A 21,057-nucleotide genomic window follows, 5' to 3' on the forward strand; every position below is an offset into this window, starting at 1 on the left:
AGTGCATGGCAGGCGGAACGATGCTGGTTTGCAGCTGCAACTTCATCAGTGAACAAGAGATCGTCGACGTCATCAACGAACTCCTCGATCAGGACTGCTGGCAGTTGATCGTGCCGGCGAAGGTCTATCACGCCATGCAGAAGCGCGGCCGTTGCTGTGGCTGCTTCCCGAATGTCGTCGACATCATCGTACGCACCACCGAACAGTATCACGCCGGCCGCCCCTCGACGGATGCGGCAATATTTGATTTCATGATCCGCCTCAAGCAGTTCCACGAAGAACACAGGAGAGCGGATCTTGAAAGGCGACAAAAAAGTCATCGAGCAGCTTAACGAAGCGCTTTTCCTCGAACTCGGCGCCGTCAATCAGTACTGGCTTCATTACCGCCTCCTCGAAGACTGGGGCTACACGCTGCTTGCCAAGAAGGAGCGCGAGGAGTCGATCGAGGAGATGCATCACGCCGACAAGCTGATCGCCCGTATCATTTTTCTCGAGGGCCACCCCAACCTGCAGACGGTTGCCCCCCTGCGCATCGGGCAGAACGTCAAGGAGGTGCTGGAAGCGGACCTGGCCGGCGAGTATGACGCGCGCAACGCCTACAAGAACTCCCGCCACATCTGCCACGCCGCCGGCGACTACATCAGCATGCGGCTGTTCGAGGAACTCCTGGCCGACGAGGAGGGCCACATCGATTTCCTGGAATCGCAGCTCGGTCTGCTGAACGAGCTCGGCCCCGAGCGCTACGGCCAGCTCAATGCGGCGCCGGCCAACGAGGCGGAGTGACCGCCCGCGTCGCGGCGAACATCCAGAACGTAAACAGAAACCCCGAAGGCGGGTCAGGCTTTAGGGTTTCTGTTGAAGCACGCTTGAAAATTGATTGCCGAGCGACGGTGTGGGCGAGAAGGCCGCGGCCTCCGGCCCCGTGCCGCGAGCGGGGCGAGCATCGGCGCGGCGTCGCTCTTGCACCGGATTCGATCCGCGACGCGCGCGGGAGCGGACGCGGCCATCCGTTTCCGATGATGACGGCTACGGCGCCAGATGGGCGAAGGTGGCAACGACCTCTTCGTAGACCTTGCGCTTGAAGGGAACGATCAGATCGGGCAGTTCGCGCATCGGTTTCCACGCCCAGGCATCGAATTCGGGCTCGTGACCCGCTGGCGGCGGGTTGATGGCGATCTCGCTCTCGTCGCCTTCGAAGCGGAAGGCATACCAGCGCTGCGTCTGGCCGCGGTACTTGCCTTTGAGGCCGATGCCGACCAGATGGGGGGGCAGATCGTAGTTGATCCACCGGCCCGCATCGGCAAGCAGCGACACGGTTCGCATTCCGGTTTCCTCAAAAAGCTCGCGCCGTGCCGCGGCGAGCGGATCCTCGTCATGGTCGATGCCGCCCTGCGGCATCTGCCAAAGCTGCGGCGATCCATCATACTCGGAATTGCCGACGGGGAGCCGACGTCCGGCCCAGACGAGGCCATCCCGGTTCAGCACCATGATGCCGACGCATGGCCGGTAGGGCAGGTCCTCGGGTCGCACCGGCTTCTTCGCTTCCTTGCTCATCGGCATTCCTATCGTTTCGGGTCCAGGTCGGCGAGGGCTGCGACGCCCACGATCTCGATGCCGCGTTGGCTGGCTTCCTGGATCCAGTCCGCAATCGCCTGCACACTTTCGTCAAAAGCTGAAGCGACGCCGATCGCCGTGCCGTTGCGGCGGGCCACGCGTTCAAGTTCGTCGAGCTTGCGCAGGATCGCCTCGCGCGACAGCGTCGCGTCGAGCTGCAGGTCGGCAAAGGCGTGCGGCATCTCCAAGGCGCCGGCGATCGTCCCGGACAGCGATTGTGCCGACGAGCTGTCGTCAAGGAACAGCAGCCCGCGCCCGCTGACGTCGCGCAGCACCGGCTCAAGCGCATCGGCGCTCGACAGGAACTTGCCGCCCATGAAATTCATGACGCCGGTGTAATTGGTGATCTTGGCCATGGCGCGATGCAGCAGGTCCAAATTCTTCTTCGCGTCGAATCCGGCGCGCAGCGTGTCCGGGCCTGGATCGTTCTCCAGATCATCGAACGGCTCCAGCGGCAGCTGCAGCAGAATCTCGTGGCCGTTGCGGCGCGCCTCCTGCATCCAGCGGGCGAGGCTGTTGCCGGTGGAGGCGAAGGCGAGCGTCACTTCGCCAGGCAGCGTGCGGATTGCCCGCTGCGTCCCGGTCTGGCTCAGGCCCAGCCCGCCGACGACGATGGCGATCCGCGTGCCGCGGGTGCCGGACCAGGGGCGCGCATACTGCTCGAGCGGCCGCAGGCCGTCGGGGCCGATGACGGGCAGCTTGCCGAAGGCGGTGACCTCTATCAGGTCGTCGTTGGGGAAAGCGGCGGAGCGGGGGTCCTGGCCGATCCGGGCCGCGTCGAGGATCACGGGGCCGCCGCCATCGCGGCTGGCCGGAGAAAACTTCCGCACGATGCTGCCGTCGGCGGTGCGTGTTTCCTCGATTCTTGCGCCGGAGCGGCCTTTCTCACGACGGATTCCGGCCTGCGCCGGCGTATCTGTTCCTGCCGCCGGGGCAGCAGCGTCGAGAGCGGCCTGAGCGCCGCTGCCGGTTTCGGCTGTTTGCGAAGCGGCGCTTTCGGGTTCCTTGAACGGGCCTTGCGGCGCAAGAGCAGTCCACAGCGAAAGGCCGAGGACGAAGGCTGCGACCACGCCGCCGGCGATGCGGGCGGGGGTCAGGGTGGCCAGCCGCGCACGCCCGGCCGCAGCCTTCCGGTTCTGGCCGAGTGGTGCGTTGAGATCCGTTCCCAAATGACAGGCCGTCCTGACGATGGAGGAGCGCACCCGGATCGCGGCGACGCCACTATCCGGGCTGCTGCATCAGTTTTTCAGCTCGGCCTTTTCCGGGTTGGCGGGGAAGGACGGATCAGTCTTTTCGCCACGCAGCAGCTGAAGCGCGTACTGCAGCTGCAGATCGTCCTTGGCCTCCGGCGGCACGTAGGCGGACGAGCCGGAGCCCTCCTCGCTCTCGCTCTGGCCCTTGATGTGGCCGCGCAGGTTGGATTCCCCGGCGGTCTCGACCTTGCCCTGCAGTTCGGGCGGCAGAGGCTGGTCGACCTTGATGTCCGGCGTAATCCCGGTGCCCTGGATCGACTTGCCGGACGGCGTGTAATAGAGCGCCGTCGTCAGGCGCAGCGCACCGGCATCCCCCATCGGGATGATGGTCTGCACCGAGCCCTTGCCGAAGGAGCGGGTCCCGACCACCGTGGCGCGGCGGAGATCCTGCAGCGCGCCGGCGACGATCTCCGATGCGGAGGCCGAGCCGCCGTTGATCAGCACGATCACCGGCTTGCCGTCGGTGAGGTCGCCCGGCGAGGCGTTGAAACGACGGGTCTCGTCCTCGTTGCGGCCGCGGGTCGAGACGATCTCGCCGCGCTCCAGGAAGGCGTCGGAAACGTTGATCGCCTGGTCGAGCAGGCCGCCCGGATTGAGGCGCAGGTCGAGCACGTAGCCCTTGAGTTTGTCGGCCGGCACGTCGGCCTTGATCTTCTCGATGCCCTTTTCGAGGTCGTCGAAGGTCTTCTCGGTAAACGAGATGACGCGCAGATAGCCGACGTCGCCTTCCTCGCGGAACTTCACGGCCTTCACCGCGATGATATCGCGGACGATCGTCAATTCGATCGGCTTGTCGGCGCCCTTACGCAGGATCGTCAGCTTGATCGGCGTGTTGACCTTGCCGCGCATCTTGTCGACGGCTTCCTCAAGCTTGAGGCCGCGCACGTCCTGGCCGTCAATCTTCGAGATCAGGTCGCCCGCCAGCACGCCGGCGCGGGCGGCCGGCGTGTCGTCGATCGGGGTGATGACCTTCACCAGCTCCTCTTCCATCGTCACTTCGATGCCCAGCCCGCCGAACTCGCCGCGCGTCTGGGTGCGCATTTCGTCCGCATCCTTGGCATTCATGTAGGAGGAGTGCGGATCGAGCGAGGACAGCATGCCGTTGATGGCGTTTTCGATCAGCTGGTCATCCTTCGGCGGCGTCACATACTGCGCGCGCACGCGTTCGAACACGTCGCCGAAGATCGAGAGTTCGCGATAGGTCGACGCGCCCGCCGCCTCGGCCGGCACCGTCACCGAATAGATTGCGCTCATGGCCGTCGCACCCATCAGTGCTCCGACGAGAACAAGGGAAGCCCTACGAATCATTGCTTGCCTTTCCAGAGACAGTAGCGGACCACCAGGGTCGGGAATCAACCGGTTTGCCGTTTTTTCGGAACTCAATGTAAAGCGTCGGCCGGTCCGTTTCCAGCGCCAATGCGTTCACGCTTGCCACTCTTTTCTCCCCCATGACGGCGAGCGGCTCTCCCGCCACGACGAACTGGCCTTCCCGGACATTCACCCGGTCCATGCCTGAGAGCACCAGGTGATAGTCGTCACCGGCATTCAGGATGATCATGCGGCCGTAGCTTCGGAACGTGCCGGCGAAAACCACCCAGCCGTCGGCCGGTGCGGTCACGAGCGCGCCCGGATTTGTCGCAAGTATCAGCCCCTGAGACGAGTGGCCGGTTCCATCCTCCTCACCGAACTGCCGCACCGCTTCGCCCGCGGCCGGATAGTCCAGGCGCTTCTGCAATTCAGAAAATGCATATGCTGGAGCAATGCGGTTTTTGTCGGGCGATCCGGCAAGCGCCGCCTCGCGCGCCCGCTGGCGTTCCTCTTCGGTTTGCTTGGCGCGCTCAGCCTCCTGCCGCCGCGCCAGCGCTGCCGCTTCGCGAACCGACGCGATCTCGCGCTCGAGGCCGCCGATCAGGCCCTCGAGGCTGGTGGCGCGGCCGGCCAGCTCCTCGGAGCGTCTTCGTTCCGCCTCGAGCGTGCGCCCATTTTCGGCGGCGAGCGCCTCGTTCTGGGCGATCAGCAGTTCGGAGCGCCGCTCTTCCTCCAACCGGCTCGCCATGGCGCTGGCGAGATCCGCCCGCTCGCTGCCGATCTCCATGCGGATTGTCGCCAGCCGCTGCAGGTCGGCGACGAGCCGATCGGTCTCGGCCCGGATTCCCGGCACCACGGCACCGAGCAGGATCGCGCTCCGCACCGAGGCGAGAGCATCCTCCGGGGTGACGAGAATGGCCGGGGGAGGATTGCGGCCCATCCGCTGCAGCGCTGCGAGGACTTCGGCAAGCAGGCCTCGGCGTTCGCGCAGCGAGCCGCGCGTCTCGTCCTCCTCGGCCCGCATCGCCGCCAGCCGCTTCTCGCCGGCGAGGATCTTGGCTTCCATCTCCTGGCGCGCCCGCGCCGACTTGACGATCGCCTCGCGCAGGGTCGCGCGGTCCTTTTCCAGCTTTGCTATGCCGGCCTCGAGCTCGCGCGCCTTTTCTTCGGAAAGCGTGATCGTGCGCGACAATTCTTCCAGTTCGCGGCGCGTGCCGTCACGGCGAAGTTCGATCTCTGCGGCCGGGTCCGGTTCGGCGGCTTGTGGCGCAGCGATCCGGCCCGTCGTGTTCAGGGCGGCGGTGGGCTCGGCCACCAGCGGTGTCGCTGGGAGCGACAGGCAGGCGCCGACCAGCATCGCCAGGCCCGCCCGCCGGCCGGGCCAGGGGGCGGGCAGGCGCAGGCAATTCCTGGATTTTGCGGAGGTGGTCATGATCGCGCGCTGCCGTTTCCCGTCGGTCTAAGCCGATTTGCCGATTTCGCCAAGAAACAATGCCGAAATTTCGACTGCCGTGCCACCGCATGATGCTGCGGCGTCGGACGGATGCTTGCGTCAGGCGCGATGGTAGGGATGTCCGGAAAGAATGGTCGTGGCGCGATAGAGCTGTTCGGCGATCAGGATGCGGACGAGCTGGTGCGGCCAGGTCATCTTGCCGAGGTTCAGCACGGCGTCGGCCCGGGCGTGGAGCGCGGGGTCGAGGCCGTCGGCGCCGCCGATGGCGATCGTCACGTCGCGCTTGCCGCCGTCCCGCCAGCGCCCGATCAGCTCGGCGAAATCCTCCGAACCGAGCGCCTTTCCACGCTCGTCAAGCAGGACGAGCACCGTGTCGGCCGGCAGCGACTTGTCGAGAAGCGCGGCTTCCTCGCGCTTGCGGGTCTCCGGGTTAGAGGCGCGGCTCTCGACGACCTCGACCAGCTTGCCGAGTTCGAGCCCGACGGCAGGACCGGATTTGGCGAACCGGTCGAGATAACGGGCGGCAAGCTCCTTCTCCGGACCGGCCTTGAGCCGTCCGACTGCAAAAAGCCCAACCCGCATGCGATTCCTCCGCCGGCGCGCCGGCCACGCTCACCCGCGAGGGGCGATTTGACGATCAAGACGCTGCCACGCTCAAAGGCCTGAGCGGCCGCGCCGGCATAGCGCGTCGCGTGAAACGATATCCACGCAACCTCTTTGGTGTCGTGTCATGCACAGCTTGCCAGGGAAGCGCGCACGCTTCCGCAGATGTGCATTAGTGCAGGGTGCCCTCTTCCAGGTCCGGAGCGGCCCACATTCGTTCGATGTTGTAGAACTCGCGGATCTCGGGCCGGAACACATGGACGATGATGTCGCCCGTATCAATGAGCACCCAGTCGCCGGCCTCAAGCCCTTCGATGCGGGCGGAGCCAAGACCTTCATCCTTGAGGTCGGTGATCAGGTGGTCGCAAATCGCCATGACGTGACGGTTCGAGCGTCCGGACGCGACCACCATGTAGTCGCCCAGCGCCGATTTTCCGACAATATCGATCGTGACGATATCTTCAGCCTTCGAGTCCTCGAGGCTTGCGAGGACCACTTGAAGAGCGCGGTCGGCGGCAAGTTCGCCGCGTTCTGCGCTTTCGGGAAGAGCGCTGCGGGCGCTTCCCTTCGCGTGCACTGTTGTCAGAGTGTTTCCTTTCCTTTTAACAGATCCAGCACGTAACAAGTCAGCACGGATGCGATTCGTGCCATCCGGAGCGAACCACCCCTAAATTTAGGCATCAATGGGGCCCGGTTTCAAGGTGTCACGTGCTGCCGGTTTCCTCGCCGGAATCCTGATGGTGCCTTAGCGCGCTCGAACTGAGCGGCGAGCGGGGCCCGTGGATGAAGGTCCACGCCGGCGCCTTGCGGAAGGCAAGCGCTCCGGCATCCTCCTCGTCGACGCGGGCGAAGTCGAACGTCTTCGCCATCTTGGACGACAAATAGGCCAGTGTCGAACCCGGCCGGTCGATGACTGCGATCGGGAAGGTGCGGGCGATCTTCTGCCACTGTTGCCAGCGGTGGAATCCATGCAGGTTGTCGGCGCCCATGATCCAGACGAAGCGGACGCCGGGGTTCCTGGCGCGGACCACCTGCAGCGTTCTTGCCGTGTAGCTCTGCCCGATCGACAGTTCGAAGGCGGTTATCTTGATGCGCGGGTCCGGCGCGATCGCCTCGGACAGACGCAAGCGCTCTTCCAGCGGCGCCAGCTGACGATGGTCCTTCAGCGGATTGCCCGGCGTCACCATCCACCAGAGCTGGTCGAGGCGAAGGCGGCGTAGCGCGATGTCGGCGACGAGGACGTGACCTTCGTGCGGCGGGTTGAACGAGCCGCCGAACAGGCCGACGACCATACCCTTCTCCGCATGCGGCATCCGAAGATAGCGCGGCTCGATCGGGACCGACTGCACCTAGGGCCGCACCTGTCCGGTGCCGCGCACCCGGTACTTGAAGGAAGTGAGCTGTTCGACGCCGACCGGGCCGCGGGCGTGCATCTTGCCGGTGGCAATCCCGATCTCGCCGCCCATGCCGAACTCGCCGCCGTCGGCGAACTGGGTGGAGGCGTTATGCAGCAGGATCGCCGAATCGATCTCGGCGAAGAAGCGGTCGGCTACGGCCTGATCCTGTGCGATTACCGCTTCAGTGTGCGCCGAGGACCAGCGGTTGATGTGTTCGATCGCGCCGCCGATGCCGTCGACCAACGCGACCGAGATGATGGCGTCCAGATATTCCGTCGACCAGTCCGTTTCGCCCGCGGTTTCCAGACCGGGAACGAGCGTGCGGATCTCCTCCGTGGCGCGGACTTCGCAACCAGCCACCTTGAGGGCGTCCAGTAGCGGAGCGAGATGCGTCGATGCCGCCGCCCGGTCGATCAGCAGCGTTTCTGCCGCGCCGCAGATGCCCGTGCGGCGCATCTTCGAATTGACCACAATGGTGCAGGCCATGCCGAGATCGGCCGACTTGTCGACATAGAGGTGGCAGAGCCCCTCGAGATGGGCGAAGACCGGAACGCGCGCCTCGTTCTGCACGCGAGCGACGAGGCTCTTTCCGCCGCGCGGAACGATCACGTCGATCGAACCGCCCAGGCCGGCAAGCATGGCGCCGACGGCGGGACGATCGGCAACCGGCACCAGCTGGATCGCGTGCTCCGGAAGCCCGGCCTCCTTAAGGCCGCGCACGAGGCAGGCATGGATCGCCCGCGACGAATTGAGGCTGTCGGAGCCGCCACGCAGGATCACCGCGTTGCCGGCCTTCAGGCAGAGCGCCCCGGCATCCGCCGTGACGTTCGGGCGGCTCTCGTAGATGACGCCGATCACGCCGAGCGGTGTGCGCACGCGCTCGATGTGCAGGCCGTTCGGCCGGTCCCATTCGGCGATCACCTCGCCGACCGGATCCTTGAAGGCGGCAATGTCGCGAACACCTGCTGCAATCGCGTCGATCCGATCCGGCGTCAGGGTGAGCCTGTCGATGAAGGATGCGGCAAGCCCGTTATTCCCGGCACTGGCGAGATCGATGGCATTGGCGGCGAGAATGGCCTCGCGATCGGCCAAAATCGCTTTCGACATCGCGTCGAGCGCCGCGTTCTTCGCCGCGGTGGACGCCATGGCGAGCGGCCGGGAGGCGGCGCGGGCGTTGCGGCCGATGGCGGCCATCAGTTCGGCCACGTCATCCTGTGTATGAGCCTGATCAGGCATGGGCGGCATCCCTCTCCTGCGCGGCGTCCGTCCTTGTAGCGCCGGTCATGACGAGGTCGTCACGGTGAACCATCGCCGCACGCCCCGGATAGCCGAGGATGCCGGCGATCTCGGCGGACTTCTTGCCGGCGATCTGCCGCGCTTCGTCGGCGTCGTAGCTCGAAAGTCCGCGGGCGATCTCGCGGCCGCTGGCACCGAGGATTGCAACGGTGTCGCCGCGCGAAAACGTGCCCGTGACCGATCGCACCCCGGCGGGAAGCAGGCTCTTGCCCGACCGCAGTGCGCTCTCGGCGCCGGCGTCGATCGAAAGCGTCCCGGCCGGCTGCAACTGACCGGCGATCCACGTTTTGCGCGCCGTGACCGGCGAGCCGGACGGGGCGAACCAGGAGGAGCGCGCGCCGGCGTCGATGGCGCGCAGCGGGTGTTCGGTCTTGCCCGAGGCGATGATCATCGCGCAGCCGGCGCCGGTCGCGATCTTGCCGGCGTCGATCTTGGTGCGCATGCCGCCGCGTGAAAGCTCGGAGGCCGCACCGCCGGCCATTGCCTCGATCTCCGGGGTTATTTCCGCGACGGTCTCCAGGAAGCGCGCCTCGGGATCGAGATGCGGCGGCGCGGTGTAGAGCCCGTCGATGTCCGACAGCAGCACCAGCAGGTCGGCGCCAGCCATGGTGGCGACCCGCGCCGCCAGCCGGTCGTTGTCGCCGTAGCGGATCTCGCTCGTCGCCACCGTATCGTTCTCGTTGATGATCGGCACCGAGCCGAGCTTAAGTAGCTGGCTAAGAGTTGCGCGGGCGTTGAGATAGCGGCGGCGCTCTTCGGTGTCGCCCAGCGTCAGCAGGATCTGGCCAGCGACGATGCCGACGGCAGACAGGCTCTCCGACCAGGCGCGGGACAGCGCGATCTGGCCGACGGCCGCCGCCGCCTGGCTCTCTTCGAGCTTCAACGCGCCCTTCGGCAGGTTCAGCACGGTCCTGCCGAGCGCGATGGCCCCCGAAGACACGACGAGCACCTCTGTGCCGCCCTTGCGCAGGTCGGCGACATCCGCGCAGATCGCATCGAGCCACCCCTTCTTCAGGCCGCTGGCGCGATCGACGAGCAGCGCCGAGCCGATCTTGACGACGATGCGCCGGTACGCCGACAGGGGCTTGCGGGTGGCGGCCATCTCACGTCTCGCCGTCTTCTTCGGTGCCGAAGCGCACGATCTCGTCGCGTAGCGAGCGCTGGGCCTCCAGCATGCCGGCGCCTGTCACGGCCGAAAGCAGCAGCGGTTTGTGCCCGCATGCCTTCTCGAGCTCCTTCGCCTTTTTCTTCAGTTCGTCCTCGCCGAGAATGTCGATCTGCGACAGCGCGACGATCTCCGGCTTGTCCGTCAGCCCGCCGCCATAGGCCTCGAGCTCCTTCTTGACGGTCGCATAGGCCTTGCCGACCTTCTCCTCCTGCGCCGAGACCAGGTGCAGCAGTACGCGGGTGCGTTCGACATGGCCTAGGAACCGGTCGCCGAGGCCGGTGCCTTCATGCGCGCCCTCGATCAGGCCGGGAATGTCGGCGAGGATGAACTCGCGCCCGTCGACGGTCGCCACGCCGAGGTTCGGGTGGAGCGTGGTGAAGGGATAGTTGGCGATCTTCGGCCGCGCCCGCGTGCAGGCGGCGAGAAAGGTGGACTTGCCGGCGTTCGGCAGGCCGACCAGGCCGGCATCGGCGATCAGCTTCAGCCGCAGCCACAGCGTCTTCTCCTCGCCCTCAAGCCCCGGATTGGCCCAGTTCGGCGCCTGGTTGGTCGAGGACTTGAAATGGGCGTTGCCGAAGCCGCCATTGCCGCCGCCGGCGAGCCGGAAGCGCTGCCCCTCCTTGGTCAGGTCGACGATCAGCGTCTCGTCGTCCTCCTCGAACACCTGGGTTCCGACCGGAACCTTCAGCGTCACCGAGGCGCCGTTTGCGCCCGTCCGGTTGCGGCCCATGCCATGCTGGCCGGTCGCGCCCTTGAAATGCTGCTGGAAGCGGAAATCGATCAGCGTGTTGAGCCCGTTGACCGCCTCGATCCAGACATCGCCGCCGCGTCCGCCGTCACCGCCGTCCGGACCGCCGAACTCGATGAACTTCTCACGCCGAAACGACACTGCGCCTGCCCCGCCGTCGCCGGAGCGGATGTAGACTTTCGCTTGGTCGAGAAACTTCATCGGTCCGCCGTTCTTGGTTGTCTAGCGCCTGATCATCAATTCGCTGCCATCGATATAGCCCGTGCCAGCGGAGGTCAAAGACAATCGTGCTGCTCGTCCGCCGACGATCGGGCCGGAGCCCGGCCGCGCCGCGGTCCCGGCCATCTCGACCGCCCGGCTAGGCCGGCGTTGCAGAGGGCGGGACGGTCTCATCGGCTGCCCCGCCCTAGCCAAGGTCGCCTATCGGTGCTGCGGGCTCGGGCGAAAGTCGCCCGCCAGCAGGCATGTCTCGACATGCGGCACCATCGCGCCGCGCGCCGCCGAATAGACCTCGCTCAGGCCGGTGATACGAAATCCGACCTTCTCCTGGACCCTGAGCGAGGCCTGATTGTCGGCAAAGACGCCAGAATGGACCTCCACGCCCGGCATGCGCATCAGAAAGCGGCCGGTCGCCGCATGCACCGCCTCGCTCATGTAGCCCCGCCCCCAAAAGAAGCGGTTGAGCCAATAGCCGAGATGCCAGCTTCCGGCACGCCATTCGAAGGCGACCACGCCGATATGCACGTCGTCGCCGGTGGTGATCGCCAGCGCCCAGCCGGGCAGCAGCCCGCTGGTGATGCCGGAGAGCCACTCGATGGCGTCCTGCCGGTCGAACGGAGCACGCACCCGGGCCAGCATGCGCGAGACACGGAAGTCGCCGAGCGATTGCGCGATGGCCTCCGCGTCGGAAATCCGGTGCGGCCGCAGGACCAGCCGATCGGTCTGGACCAGCGGGGCGGTGCCGGGATCAAAATTGGCACCCGGCGCCCGTGCCAGGGGCAGCGCGCTCATCCGATGTTCCCCCAGCTCTTCAGCGAGACCCAGGTCTTGCGGTCGAGGCGGTACCATTCGACAGGCACCATGCCGCCGACGGCAAGGCTCTGGACCATGCCGGTCGCCTGGAACTGGAAGCCGCACTTCTGGATGACCCGGCGCGAGGCGATGTTCATGACGCGTACGCGCGCGTCGATCTGCTCGACGTCGCGGGTGCGGAACACCATGTCGGTCAGGGCTTGCGCCGCTTCGGTTGCGTAGCCCTGGTTCCAGTAGGGCTCGCCCAGCCAGTAGCCGAGTTCGACGGTCTTGCCGTCCTCGTGCGGCTCGATGCCGCAGCAGCCGAGGAATGCGCCGTTGTCCGCCTTGGTGATCGCATAGACGCACTTGCCAATCGCGCCGGCTTTTGTGCGTCGCACGAAGTCGGTCGCGTCCGCAATCGTGTAGGGATGCGGCATGCGGGCGACCATCGTGGCGATGTTGGCGTTGTTGGCGAGATGGGCAAGGGCGTCGATGTCGTCTTCGTGCGGGGCGCGCAGGACCAGCCTGTGCGACAGCAATATCGGACAATCGGTCCTTGACCGTTCCGGCCTTGGCCGTTCTTCGGGAGACCGGGACTGGTCTTCCCTCAACAATTCGCTGAACATGGTTCAAACCTCCAGATGAACAAAGGGGAGATGGATTGCCCCATCTCCCCTTTTGTTTCTGCAGGTTTGCCACCTGTAGCATCAGCCGGGTCGATGAGACGCCGGCTGTTTTAGAGCGCTACCGGCTTATTCCGCTGCCTCGGCTTTCGGCATTACAGACACGTACACGCGGCCATTGGCCTTCGTACGGAAGTCCACGTTGCCGGCCGTAAGCGCAAAAATCGTGTGGTCCTTGCCGAGGCCGACATTGGCGCCCGGATGCCACTTCGTGCCGCGCTGACGCACGATGATGTTGCCTGCGAGGACGGCTTCGCCGCCGAACTTCTTCACGCCGAGGCGCTTGGACTCGGAATCGCGACCGTTGCGCGAGGAACCGCCAGCTTTCTTGTGTGCCATTGGAGTTCTCCTTTTCCTGTCCTGATCTCAGTTCGCTGCTGCTTCGGCAGCGGCTTCGGCCTTCTTGGTGGCCTTCTTTGCCTTGCCGCCGGCTGCCGCGATCTCGACGATGCGGACGGTGGTCTGGTGCTGGCGGTGGCCGCGCGAACGCTTGGAGTTCTGGCGGCGACGCTTCTTGAAGGCGATGACCTTCTTGGCGCGGCCCTGCTCGACGACTTCGGCGGTGACCACCGCGCCTTCGACGAAGGGAGCGCCGATCGTCGCGTCGGCGCCTTCGCCGACCATCAGCACTTCGACAAATTCTATTCTGTCGCCAGCGGCGCCGGAGAGTTTTTCAACCGTCACGACATCGTTGGCCGCCACGCGGTACTGCTTACCGCCGGTCTTTATGACTGCGAACATTTCTTGTCCTTTCATGTTCGTTCCGGCTCTGCGCTTTAGGGACGCGGCCGTCTTTTTGTCAGTCGGTTCTGGCAAGCGGTTCCCGCTCGCCGGTGGATGGACCTTCGCACCATGCCCATAGGCGGCGCACAAGCCACGTCGCGCGGAAACGGTATGAGCCCCTTTGCCACGCACGTGCGGCAATAGGCGAGCTTGGAAAACCTGTCAAGGCCGATCGCTGCGCCGCTGGAATTATGTTGGCCAATGGCCATTAGTTTCTCTTGCAAGGCCGCCGAACAGCCGCTATGAACCCCACCGCGCCTTCGGGCGCCAACCGGCGACGCGGAGAGGTGGCAGAGCGGTTGAATGCACCGCACTCGAAATGCGGCATAGGGGCAACTCTATCGGGGGTTCGAATCCCCCCCTCTCCGCCAGTTTATCCTTTTACATCAAATGTTTATACCGTGACGACTAAATTTGTGCAGGCGACCATTAACAAGTTGTCGGCAGTTCTCATCGCAGGGCCACGTTCTCGGCACTAAACGGATCTGCGCCGCAATATTCCACGGCTCCGGTCGCTGAGACGAGCGCGATAGCGATGCCTTCCCGGTTCGCTCTACACGCCATCTTGATCGCGAGGTCGCGCGTTGTGTTCGTCAACGGCACCACCCTGACCTCATGAGAAGTTGGCCAGCCGGCCTCGTGCAGTCCCTTTGGAGACCTGCCCGGGATGCCGTGTATTGACGATGCCGCCCTTGCATTCGGCAACAGCCGATTGCCTCTCGATCGTGGCAACGACGTCGCCCTGGACCGGCTTCGTTCAGATACCAACCGGCATAACTTGTCGTTCCCAGCCTCCCTGCCACGTGAAGCCGTGCGTCGCCAGCCTAGCCTATGCGCAAGCTTTGCGACGCTATTTGGTGGGCAAGCCGGCCGGGGCAGGGGTAAGACGCGGCGCGGTCAGCTTTTCAAGAACCGGATTAAAATGGTCGAAAACACGCCGAGCGAAGAGCGAAACCGACTTAATTATCACCTCGATGGAGGCTTCCATTTCCGTCTCGTCATCAAGCTGTTCGCTGTAGATTTCCTTCTTTGCAAGACACATCCAGTCCTTTCCGACACGTGATGTGGGGCGGTGAAGGCGGTTCTTCTCCAAAATAGTGACGTATCGCTGGCGGATCCCCTCATCGCCTGGCCCGAGATAGAGGTATGCATTTATCCTGGGGCCTTCGCGTTTGAGCTCGAGCAAGATGAACCTTTTCGAGTCCGTCCATTGGGAATTTTTGAAACCAGGCAGAGCATCCCAACTTTCAAATGCCAGTCGGATGATCGTTTTGTAATCGGCATCTAATACCATCTCGACATCGAGTTCCTTCAATGTCTTGATAAATTCCATACGTCGATCTTTTAGTGCTTCGAAAAGGTTACCAGTTGCATCTGGTCTGCGATCAGCAAGGAATTCAAGAGCTTCACTATGCTGAGCCCATAATTTCCGCGCTATTTCTTCCAACCGGCGATCTTCCAAGTGGTGCCTCCTAAGCATCCGCAAATAGGACCGTAGCATCTCTGCCGCGGGGCTATCGTTGGGCTGGTTCGCTAAGATTTGTAAGTGCTCGACAAGATCGCCAATTCGCAGCGGTTCCCAGTGGTCGACATCTATGGGAACTTCCTCGTGCTTGGTGAGGAAGATATTGATGTGCTTCCATCCCTGGGAGCGGGGCCATTCTTGTTCCGTGATTCTTCGGTAGCGCTCTAGCTGGTCGTGACCTTGGCTTGAGTCAATCTTAAGCTCTATGGGGATCACGATCTTCGAAGATCGCAACACAATGAGGAGATCTATGTTTCGCCACTCCCGGCGGACGTCCGCTTGATCGATATCCATCAAGTGAACGTCCAGAGCCTTCAAGCTGAATTCGCTTTGAAGGCTGACACATTTCTGAGTAATACACATCAGGAATGCGCGAAGGACTTGGGTGTTGAAGCCGTGAGGGCGTCCGGGGCTCAATAGGTAGGAAAGGTAATTTCCATGCCTCACCTCTGAACGGACCATTCCTAGGGCTTCGAAAGGGCAATACTGATCGAACTCTCTCTCCAGCTCAGCAAAATTGGCGTCTTCGAGCAGCAGCTTCTCAAGCTGGTTTTCCATTTCCGTCGTGTCTGCTGCCAATGCCATTCCTCTGCATTTTTTGGGTCGCGTGCGGTGGCTACACTCTTGGCGTGATTCTTGGTTGCGAACAATCGTGATTCGAGAGGAAGCTTGGAGCGCCGGGATAAAGCTTCGTTCCCCTCCGGGGGGGGCTGCCGATAGGAGGACGGGTGCATTCGCCTTGCTCACATCATGAGGCTTCGCATTCTCAATCGGCGCTTGAGAGAGAATGAGAGTGTTCAGATATGAAGAGCTCTCCTGATGCCTTCCTGGAAGCCGACCGACCCGGAGAACCTCAAGATCGACGCCCTAGCATGCACAGAGACGAGCACGACAGCTGAAATTATAGCGAGCGCACTCACAGGCCAACCTCGTTAGCAGACGCAGAGGCAGCTAGAGAGGATGAATTAATCCATAAAAAAAGCCCTCCGGATGGTCCGGAGGGCGCATTGATCCGCTCATTGAGGTGGCGCCTGGTGGCAAATTAGAACTTCACGCCGATGCCGAGCGTAACCTGATGCTGGTCGAGATCGACGTTCACACCCTGGATGTCCTTATCGCCGAAATCGTTGTAGCGATATTCTGCGCGCCCGAAGATGTTATTCGTGAAGGCGTAGTCCGCTCCGGCGCCGATGGTCCAGCCGTTGAAAACTTCCGTTTCCTTGTCGAAGCCGGGAACGTCGACGAAGCCACGGGTCGCCGTCCAGCCTGCCGTCGCGTAGATCAGCGCTGAATCGAACGCGTAGCCGGCGCGGCCGCGGACCGAGCCGGAGACGTCGGTGCCCACTTCCGCGGTGGTGCCGAAGATGTCGTAGTTGTTGTCGTTCCAGTTGTAGGAGACGTCACCCTCGACGCCAAAGACCCAATTGCCCTGTTGGAAATTGTAGCCGGCAAAACCGCCAATCAGTCCACCGTTGAAGTCCTCGGATGCGCTTGCACCGGGAATGCTGAAATCGCCGTTCAACCACGCACCGCCGCCCTGCAGACCGACGTAGCCGCCGGTCCATGAGAACGCGGGGGAAGCTTCAACCTGCGGCGCCGGCTCCTGATAGGAAACGACATCAGCAGCGAGCGCCGGTGCCGCGACCAGTGCGAGAAGGGCAGTTGAGGTCAAGAATTTCATCGACATTTGTATACTCCTTGTATGCTGGCCTCCGAATAGCAACTTGCCGCCTCAGGGTCTGTAGTAAAATTGCCACAGGGAGGCGTGAGGCGCTACTGCATCCCAACGTAATCATATATCTCGCCTTCTTTCGGTAGGGCTGCAAGCAACGACCGTTTGTCTCTGCAAAAATAAATAGTTTATACATAAATATACAGGATTACCCCAGGCTGGGTATAACATGATGAATACTTGTTAACTGTAAACTGCTGCGTAATCATCAGGATGACGCGCCTCTGTAGTTGGTTTTTTCTTGGGCATCGTGAAAATTTTACAGACAGCCCGCGCCACCCCGCGCGGCGCCCGCGATTAACGCCGGCTGCTGCCTATGAGCGACGGCAATGGCCGGTGCATCACTGGGCCCGGTGATGCTGGCCGTGAGTGATTGCGCAGAGCGGATGCCAGACGCGCTGCCAATCGCCTGCATGAGACGTTGGAAAGCATCCCTGGGAAGCGGTCCGCACGACTCACTTGGGCGCGCGCTCTCGCAGCAAACCTCCTTCGGCCGGACCGAAACGCACTTACATTTTCTTCATGCGCAAAGCGTCTGGGCGCATCGAAACGTCGCAATCCAATTTCAGCACCCTTGCAGACGGCCCTGACGATCCCAGGCAAGCGCTCCTCAACGCAACACGGGCCTGACCGTTTTCACTCTGGAGGCCAGTGACAAGCTGACGGGATGGCCGTCTGTTTCGATGGTAGAGTTGAAGCAGGAAAAGCCAGGGAAGCAGCTTCACCGCGGTCGCCACACTCGGCGAATATCTGTCCCAAAATCATTCTGGGATTTACAATGCGGTCGCGCCAGATCCACGCATAGTGAGGCTCAGCCATGCCGACGTTCACAGTCACGACAACCCTTAAGGTAGAAGCAGACACCGCCGAGGAGGCTGCCCTGCTGATGTATCGCGCGCTGACCAGAGCGGCGCCTGTGGGCTACCTGGTGACGGACGAGACGAGGGCAACGACGGAGTTGGTGCTCGATCGGGAAAGGGCAGACGAATACGCGGTGACCGATCACACCGCCGATCCTGGGAACTGGTAGCTGACTCAAGCACTGGGATGATCCGGGAGCTGGGGATGCTGGCGAGCGCCGATGATCCGAAAGCTCAGGGGACGCTGGCAAGCCCAGGTCCGCCGACGCGGCATGAAACCTCGCTGCAAATCTTTCGACACGAAGCAGGAGGCCGAGAAGTGGGCGCGCGACTTGAAGCTCAGGTCGATCGCTTCGGTGCCGCACCGGACACCAAAATCCTTGAGACCACCACGCTCGGCGAACTCCTCGAGCGCTACCAGCGCGAGGTCTCGCCGACCAAGCGCGGCTCGCTCCAGGAGATACAGCGGATCGGACGGCGAGGTGGACTTCGCATAAGCAAGGTTGGCACTGGCATCTACTGGACGCTGCAGCGCTGGAACAAGGACGCAGGCGAGGAGATCGTCATCGACATGAACGCTCACAAAGGCGAGCAGGACGACTATCTCGACAGGACGCAGGCGCTCAAGCTGCACGAGACGTTCTGGATCGAGCCGGCTGCCATCATTCGCTCGATGCTCGGCGTGTAAGTAGGCACTAATATGCAACTTTCAGTGGAACGGAAGCACATGCTGCCGCGTTGGGCCCGTTTATGTCGACCGTCCGGTCGACATAGGAGAGGAGACCAGGCATGTTGAAATCGGAAGACCAGCGCGCACTCAGGATCGCCGAGAAGACCGTCAAGGCGCACATTCAGATAGCCATGGAGGCACTGGTGTCTCTGGAGAACGAGAATGTCTCGCCGCTCAACCCCATCGCCGATGCGTTAATGAGCCATACGGAGTCGCTGGCGCAGCTCTCCGAGCTCCTGCGAGGTTACGACGACCACATGGCACAGCAGCGCGCAAAGAAGCTCCACTGACCAGGCAAACTGCTAGGCGCTCCTCGAGGGCGCCTCTCTGCCGGCCGATCCCATGGATTGCCGCTTGCACGCCCTATGGGTCGGTTGGTCGAATTTCACTCCTACCCTCAATCAAGGCTGAGTATTTTTGCGGGCGAGAACGATTCCAACGTCTTGAATCCACTAACCATGTTTTTCCCGAACATTGGTTTTCCGATCGCGCCTTTGAGCCAGCACTCTTTTTTTGCCTTAATGTAGGTGAAGGCAATGCATTGTCTGTCGTCCACGCAGGCTAACCTACAATCGAGTGGCGTCCTCGCCGACCGGTGCGGATATCGCGAGAGATCACCGCCAGGCAAATCGACGTCATTGAAGAGAGCGCTTTGCGGATCGATGGTCCCGAGAGTGAATGTCGGTGGATCTGGCTCGGCACCACTGAGAAAGCGACCGGAAAACGCCACGCTGTTTCCATCGGCCCTGCCAGCGCTCGCCTTTAGGAAGCAGTTCGGTCCCTTCCGGATCTTCGGATTGGTGTTGAAGGTAAAAGCCTTGCACTGCCCGTCCATGAGCAAGCAACTCTTTGCGCATGCTCCAGCGTCGTCGACTCGGATCGAGGAGATGTCGTCACCGAAGAGATCTAGGCCGGTGTAGATCGCGATTCTGTTTGGGCGCTTTGTGAACTCCTCAATAGGCGACAGCTTCGCCTGAGGACTAGGGCCCGCCTCGAGAGAACTAGAACTAGTCGAGCCGGAGGTGGGCGCTTCGGGCAGCGTCGTTTTCGACACTTCGGTCGCACTTGTGTCACCGCTCGCCGCAGGGACGGTAATGACCGTCGGAGTTTTCGGCGGATTGTCTCCAGAACGATTCAGGCCATAGCGGAGGATCTCGTCCTGGCTGAACACATGCATGTCGTCTGGTGGCGTCTTGAACATGACGTGCATCACGTCCATCGGCGTGTCGAAGCGATTCAGAACCTCGATGATGTCTGATATCGCGAGTTGCGCGCCGACGAGATCCGGCGAGTCGGAAGATATCTGATGAACGCCGAGCTCCCCGTCGACTTTGCGCTCTTTGCCGGCCAGAAAGATAAAGGAGCATGCTGAATAGCATTCACTTTCTTTGGGAATATACGTTGCGAGCTTTCGCTGATGGATATCGTCGGCAATCAGCAGTCCCATCTGGACGTTGCCACCAGGGCTGTTGAGTGTGACCAGCTTGGCGTTCGGCGCAGCCTGGAGCGCGCGCCGGAAGTTCAGCGCTGAGCCCGCATCGATCAACCCGTTCAGCGTGATCAGGTCTGGATTTGTGCTATCGACGACGAACGGGCCGAACGTCTGGTCTTCCGCAAATGCTCTCTCAGCCGCGGCCGCGACAAGCAACGTAGCGAAAACGCCCATGACGGCGGAACGAATTGTTTTGCGCATACCTAGCCCCTCAGTCCATTCATGAGACAGTAACTGGCGCTTGCTGACAAGGATGGCAGGTGTCAACCGCAGCGAGCAGTTAATGTCTGCGTGCCGGGATAATCCTTGGTTCCCCTCTTGGGGCATCCTACGCGTGATCGACAGCAAAAACTGTTGGAGATCACATGGCGACGATCAGAAAGCTCAGAGGACGGTGGCAGGCACAGGTGCGCCGACGCGGCATGAAACCTCGATGCAAGTCCTTTGACACGAAGCTGGAGGCCGAGAAGTGGGCACGCGATCTTGAAGCCCAGGTCGATCGCTTCGGTGCTGCACCGGATACTCGGATTCTCGAGAGCACAACGCTCGGCGAACTCCTGGAGCGCTATCAGCGCGAGGTCTCTCCGACGAAGCGCGGCTCGGTCCAGGAGATCCAGCGGATTGACGTGCTTCGTCGTCACGAACTCGCTTACCGGACCATCATCGGGCTCTGCCAGCAGGACATCGCCTCGTTTCGTGACGAGCGGCTCCGGGCGGTGGCACCATCTACCGCCGTGCGCGAACTGGCGATCCTCAGCCACGTCATCGAGGTCGCGATCCGAGATTGGGGCTTGCCGCTTGCCAGGAACGTCGTGAAGCTCGTGCGCCGCCCAGTCATTCGGAACGAGCGCAGCCGGCGACTGACGGGTGACGAAGAGCAGCGTCTGCTCTACGGCTGCGACGCTGGACAGATCCCGTTCCTCAAGACGATCGTCATTCTCGCGATCGAGACCGGGATGCGCCGAGGGGAGATCCTGGGACTAAGGTGGTGCGAAATCTCGCACAACCGGCGAGTGATCACGCTCGCCATGACCAAAAACGGCTCCGGACGCGAGGTGCCGCTGTCACAACGAGCGTTTAATGCCCTCACCACATGGAGAGACGCTGCCAATCCGGACGAGCAGCGGGTGTTTCCGATGGCGCCCGGAACGCTAGAACAAGCCTGGCGACGTCTTCTTACGAGATCGAACGTCAAGGCTCTGCGCTTCCACGATCTACGCCATGAGGCAGTTAGTCGGCTGTTCGAGCGTGGGCTAAACATGATCGAGGTCAGCAGCGTGTCGGGTCACAAAGAGCTCCGAATGCTCCGGCGCTATACCCACTTGAACGCTGATGACCTGGTCGGTCGCCTCGGGTAGATCGATCTACCGACGCGCAACTCGTTCGGTGGCGATCGAA

Annotated in this window: 22 protein-coding genes, 1 tRNA gene and 1 pseudogene; 7 read left to right on the forward strand and 17 right to left on the reverse strand. The window is 62.7% G+C overall.

Annotated features, from left to right (window positions below):
- The first annotated feature begins 20 nt into the window (after positions 1-20).
- Positions 21-332, forward strand: coding sequence for a (2Fe-2S)-binding protein (locus tag C7449_RS07520; RefSeq protein ID WP_108002651.1), 312 nt, complete (start codon positions 21-23; stop codon positions 330-332).
- Positions 298-783, forward strand: a complete 486-nt coding sequence (bfr, locus tag C7449_RS07525) for a bacterioferritin (RefSeq protein WP_108002190.1) — start codon at positions 298-300, stop codon at positions 781-783. Before C7449_RS07520 ends, bfr begins: the two co-directional genes overlap by 35 nt.
- Positions 784-1,026: 243 nt before the next feature.
- Here bfr and C7449_RS07530 read toward each other — a convergent pair whose 3' ends face one another.
- The 14 genes from C7449_RS07530 to rplU all read right to left on the reverse strand — a co-directional run bounded on the left by C7449_RS07530 (position 1,027) and on the right by rplU (position 13,278).
- Positions 1,027-1,554, reverse strand: coding sequence for an RNA pyrophosphohydrolase (locus C7449_RS07530; RefSeq protein ID WP_108002652.1), 528 nt, complete (start codon positions 1,552-1,554; stop codon positions 1,027-1,029).
- 8 nt (positions 1,555-1,562) lie between these two features.
- The gene (locus tag C7449_RS07535) at positions 1,563-2,783 is read right to left on the reverse strand and encodes a divergent polysaccharide deacetylase family protein (protein ID WP_108002191.1); all 1,221 of its coding nucleotides are present in this window, start codon (positions 2,781-2,783) and stop codon (positions 1,563-1,565) included.
- A 69-nt stretch (positions 2,784-2,852) separates the two neighbouring features.
- Positions 2,853-4,175, reverse strand: a complete 1,323-nt coding sequence (locus tag C7449_RS07540; protein ID WP_108002192.1) for a S41 family peptidase — start codon at positions 4,173-4,175, stop codon at positions 2,853-2,855.
- A complete protein-coding gene (locus tag C7449_RS07545; RefSeq protein WP_108002193.1) occupies positions 4,165-5,607 on the reverse strand; it encodes a murein hydrolase activator EnvC family protein in 1,443 nt (480 codons plus the stop codon). Before C7449_RS07545 ends, C7449_RS07540 begins: the two co-directional genes overlap by 11 nt.
- Before the next feature lie 120 nt (positions 5,608-5,727).
- Positions 5,728-6,210, reverse strand: coding sequence for a 23S rRNA (pseudouridine(1915)-N(3))-methyltransferase RlmH (rlmH, locus tag C7449_RS07550; RefSeq protein ID WP_108002194.1), 483 nt, complete (start codon positions 6,208-6,210; stop codon positions 5,728-5,730).
- A 193-nt stretch (positions 6,211-6,403) separates the two neighbouring features.
- Positions 6,404-6,868, reverse strand: coding sequence for a ribosome silencing factor (gene rsfS / locus C7449_RS07555; RefSeq protein WP_108002195.1), 465 nt, complete (start codon positions 6,866-6,868; stop codon positions 6,404-6,406).
- Between the two features lie 67 nt (positions 6,869-6,935).
- Complete coding sequence (locus C7449_RS07560; protein ID WP_108002653.1) at positions 6,936-7,565, reverse strand: nicotinate-nucleotide adenylyltransferase; 630 nt, start codon at positions 7,563-7,565, stop codon at positions 6,936-6,938.
- A 15-nt stretch (positions 7,566-7,580) separates the two neighbouring features.
- Positions 7,581-8,864 (reverse strand): glutamate-5-semialdehyde dehydrogenase, encoded by a 1,284-nt coding sequence (locus tag C7449_RS07565; RefSeq protein WP_108002654.1) that lies wholly within the window; start codon positions 8,862-8,864, stop codon positions 7,581-7,583.
- Positions 8,857-10,026: a glutamate 5-kinase gene (gene proB, locus C7449_RS07570; RefSeq protein ID WP_108002196.1), complete on the reverse strand. Its 1,170-nt coding sequence runs from the start codon at positions 10,024-10,026 to the stop codon at positions 8,857-8,859. Before proB ends, C7449_RS07565 begins: the two co-directional genes overlap by 8 nt.
- 1 nt (position 10,027) lies before the next feature.
- Entirely contained in the window at positions 10,028-11,041 is a 1,014-nt protein-coding gene (obgE, locus tag C7449_RS07575; protein WP_108002197.1) for a GTPase ObgE, read from the reverse strand.
- 219 nt (positions 11,042-11,260) lie between these two features.
- Positions 11,261-11,851: a GNAT family N-acetyltransferase gene (locus tag C7449_RS07580; RefSeq protein ID WP_108002198.1), complete on the reverse strand. Its 591-nt coding sequence runs from the start codon at positions 11,849-11,851 to the stop codon at positions 11,261-11,263.
- Complete coding sequence (locus C7449_RS07585; RefSeq protein ID WP_108002199.1) at positions 11,848-12,480, reverse strand: GNAT family N-acetyltransferase; 633 nt, start codon at positions 12,478-12,480, stop codon at positions 11,848-11,850. Before C7449_RS07585 ends, C7449_RS07580 begins: the two co-directional genes overlap by 4 nt.
- Before the next feature lie 126 nt (positions 12,481-12,606).
- A complete protein-coding gene (gene rpmA / locus C7449_RS07590) occupies positions 12,607-12,876 on the reverse strand; it encodes a 50S ribosomal protein L27 (protein ID WP_108002200.1) in 270 nt (89 codons plus the stop codon).
- Positions 12,877-12,903: 27 nt separating this feature from the next.
- Positions 12,904-13,278, reverse strand: a complete 375-nt coding sequence (gene rplU, locus C7449_RS07595) for a 50S ribosomal protein L21 (RefSeq protein WP_108002201.1) — start codon at positions 13,276-13,278, stop codon at positions 12,904-12,906.
- Positions 13,279-13,601: 323 nt separating this feature from the next.
- On the opposite strand from rplU, the gene C7449_RS07600 reads away from it, so the two are divergent.
- Positions 13,602-13,691: transfer RNA gene (locus C7449_RS07600), tRNA-Ser, on the forward strand.
- Positions 13,692-14,170: 479 nt separating this feature from the next.
- Here C7449_RS07600 and C7449_RS07605 read toward each other — a convergent pair.
- Together C7449_RS07605 and C7449_RS07610 are read right to left on the reverse strand one after the other, a co-directional pair.
- Entirely contained in the window at positions 14,171-15,424 is a 1,254-nt protein-coding gene (locus C7449_RS07605) for a PD-(D/E)XK nuclease family protein (RefSeq protein WP_170115824.1), read from the reverse strand.
- A 463-nt stretch (positions 15,425-15,887) separates the two neighbouring features.
- A complete protein-coding gene (locus tag C7449_RS07610) occupies positions 15,888-16,526 on the reverse strand; it encodes an outer membrane protein (RefSeq protein ID WP_108002655.1) in 639 nt (212 codons plus the stop codon).
- A gap of 868 nt (positions 16,527-17,394) precedes the next feature.
- Between C7449_RS07610 and C7449_RS07615 the strand changes: the two genes are divergently transcribed.
- The 3 genes and pseudogenes from C7449_RS07615 (at position 17,395) to C7449_RS07625 (ending at position 18,457) form a co-directional block, all read left to right on the forward strand.
- A complete protein-coding gene (locus C7449_RS07615; RefSeq protein WP_108002203.1) occupies positions 17,395-17,607 on the forward strand; it encodes a hypothetical protein in 213 nt (70 codons plus the stop codon).
- A 51-nt stretch (positions 17,608-17,658) separates the two neighbouring features.
- Positions 17,659-17,909, forward strand: a pseudogene (locus tag C7449_RS07620) (site-specific integrase); the annotation flags it as partial.
- A gap of 317 nt (positions 17,910-18,226) precedes the next feature.
- Complete coding sequence (locus tag C7449_RS07625) at positions 18,227-18,457, forward strand: hypothetical protein (RefSeq protein WP_108002204.1); 231 nt, start codon at positions 18,227-18,229, stop codon at positions 18,455-18,457.
- 107 nt (positions 18,458-18,564) lie between these two features.
- Here the strand turns inward: C7449_RS07625 and C7449_RS07630 are convergent, their stop codons facing one another.
- Entirely contained in the window at positions 18,565-19,860 is a 1,296-nt protein-coding gene (locus tag C7449_RS07630; protein WP_245414315.1) for a PAN domain-containing protein, read from the reverse strand.
- Between the two features lie 164 nt (positions 19,861-20,024).
- Between C7449_RS07630 and C7449_RS07635 the strand changes: the two genes are divergently transcribed.
- On the forward strand, positions 20,025-21,017 hold the full coding sequence (locus C7449_RS07635) for a site-specific integrase (protein ID WP_108002205.1): 993 nt from the start codon (positions 20,025-20,027) through the stop codon (positions 21,015-21,017).
- Positions 21,018-21,057 lie beyond the last annotated feature (40 nt).

The sequence above is a fragment of the Mycoplana dimorpha genome (genome assembly GCF_003046475.1).
Classification (GTDB): domain Bacteria; phylum Pseudomonadota; class Alphaproteobacteria; order Rhizobiales; family Rhizobiaceae; genus Mycoplana; species Mycoplana dimorpha.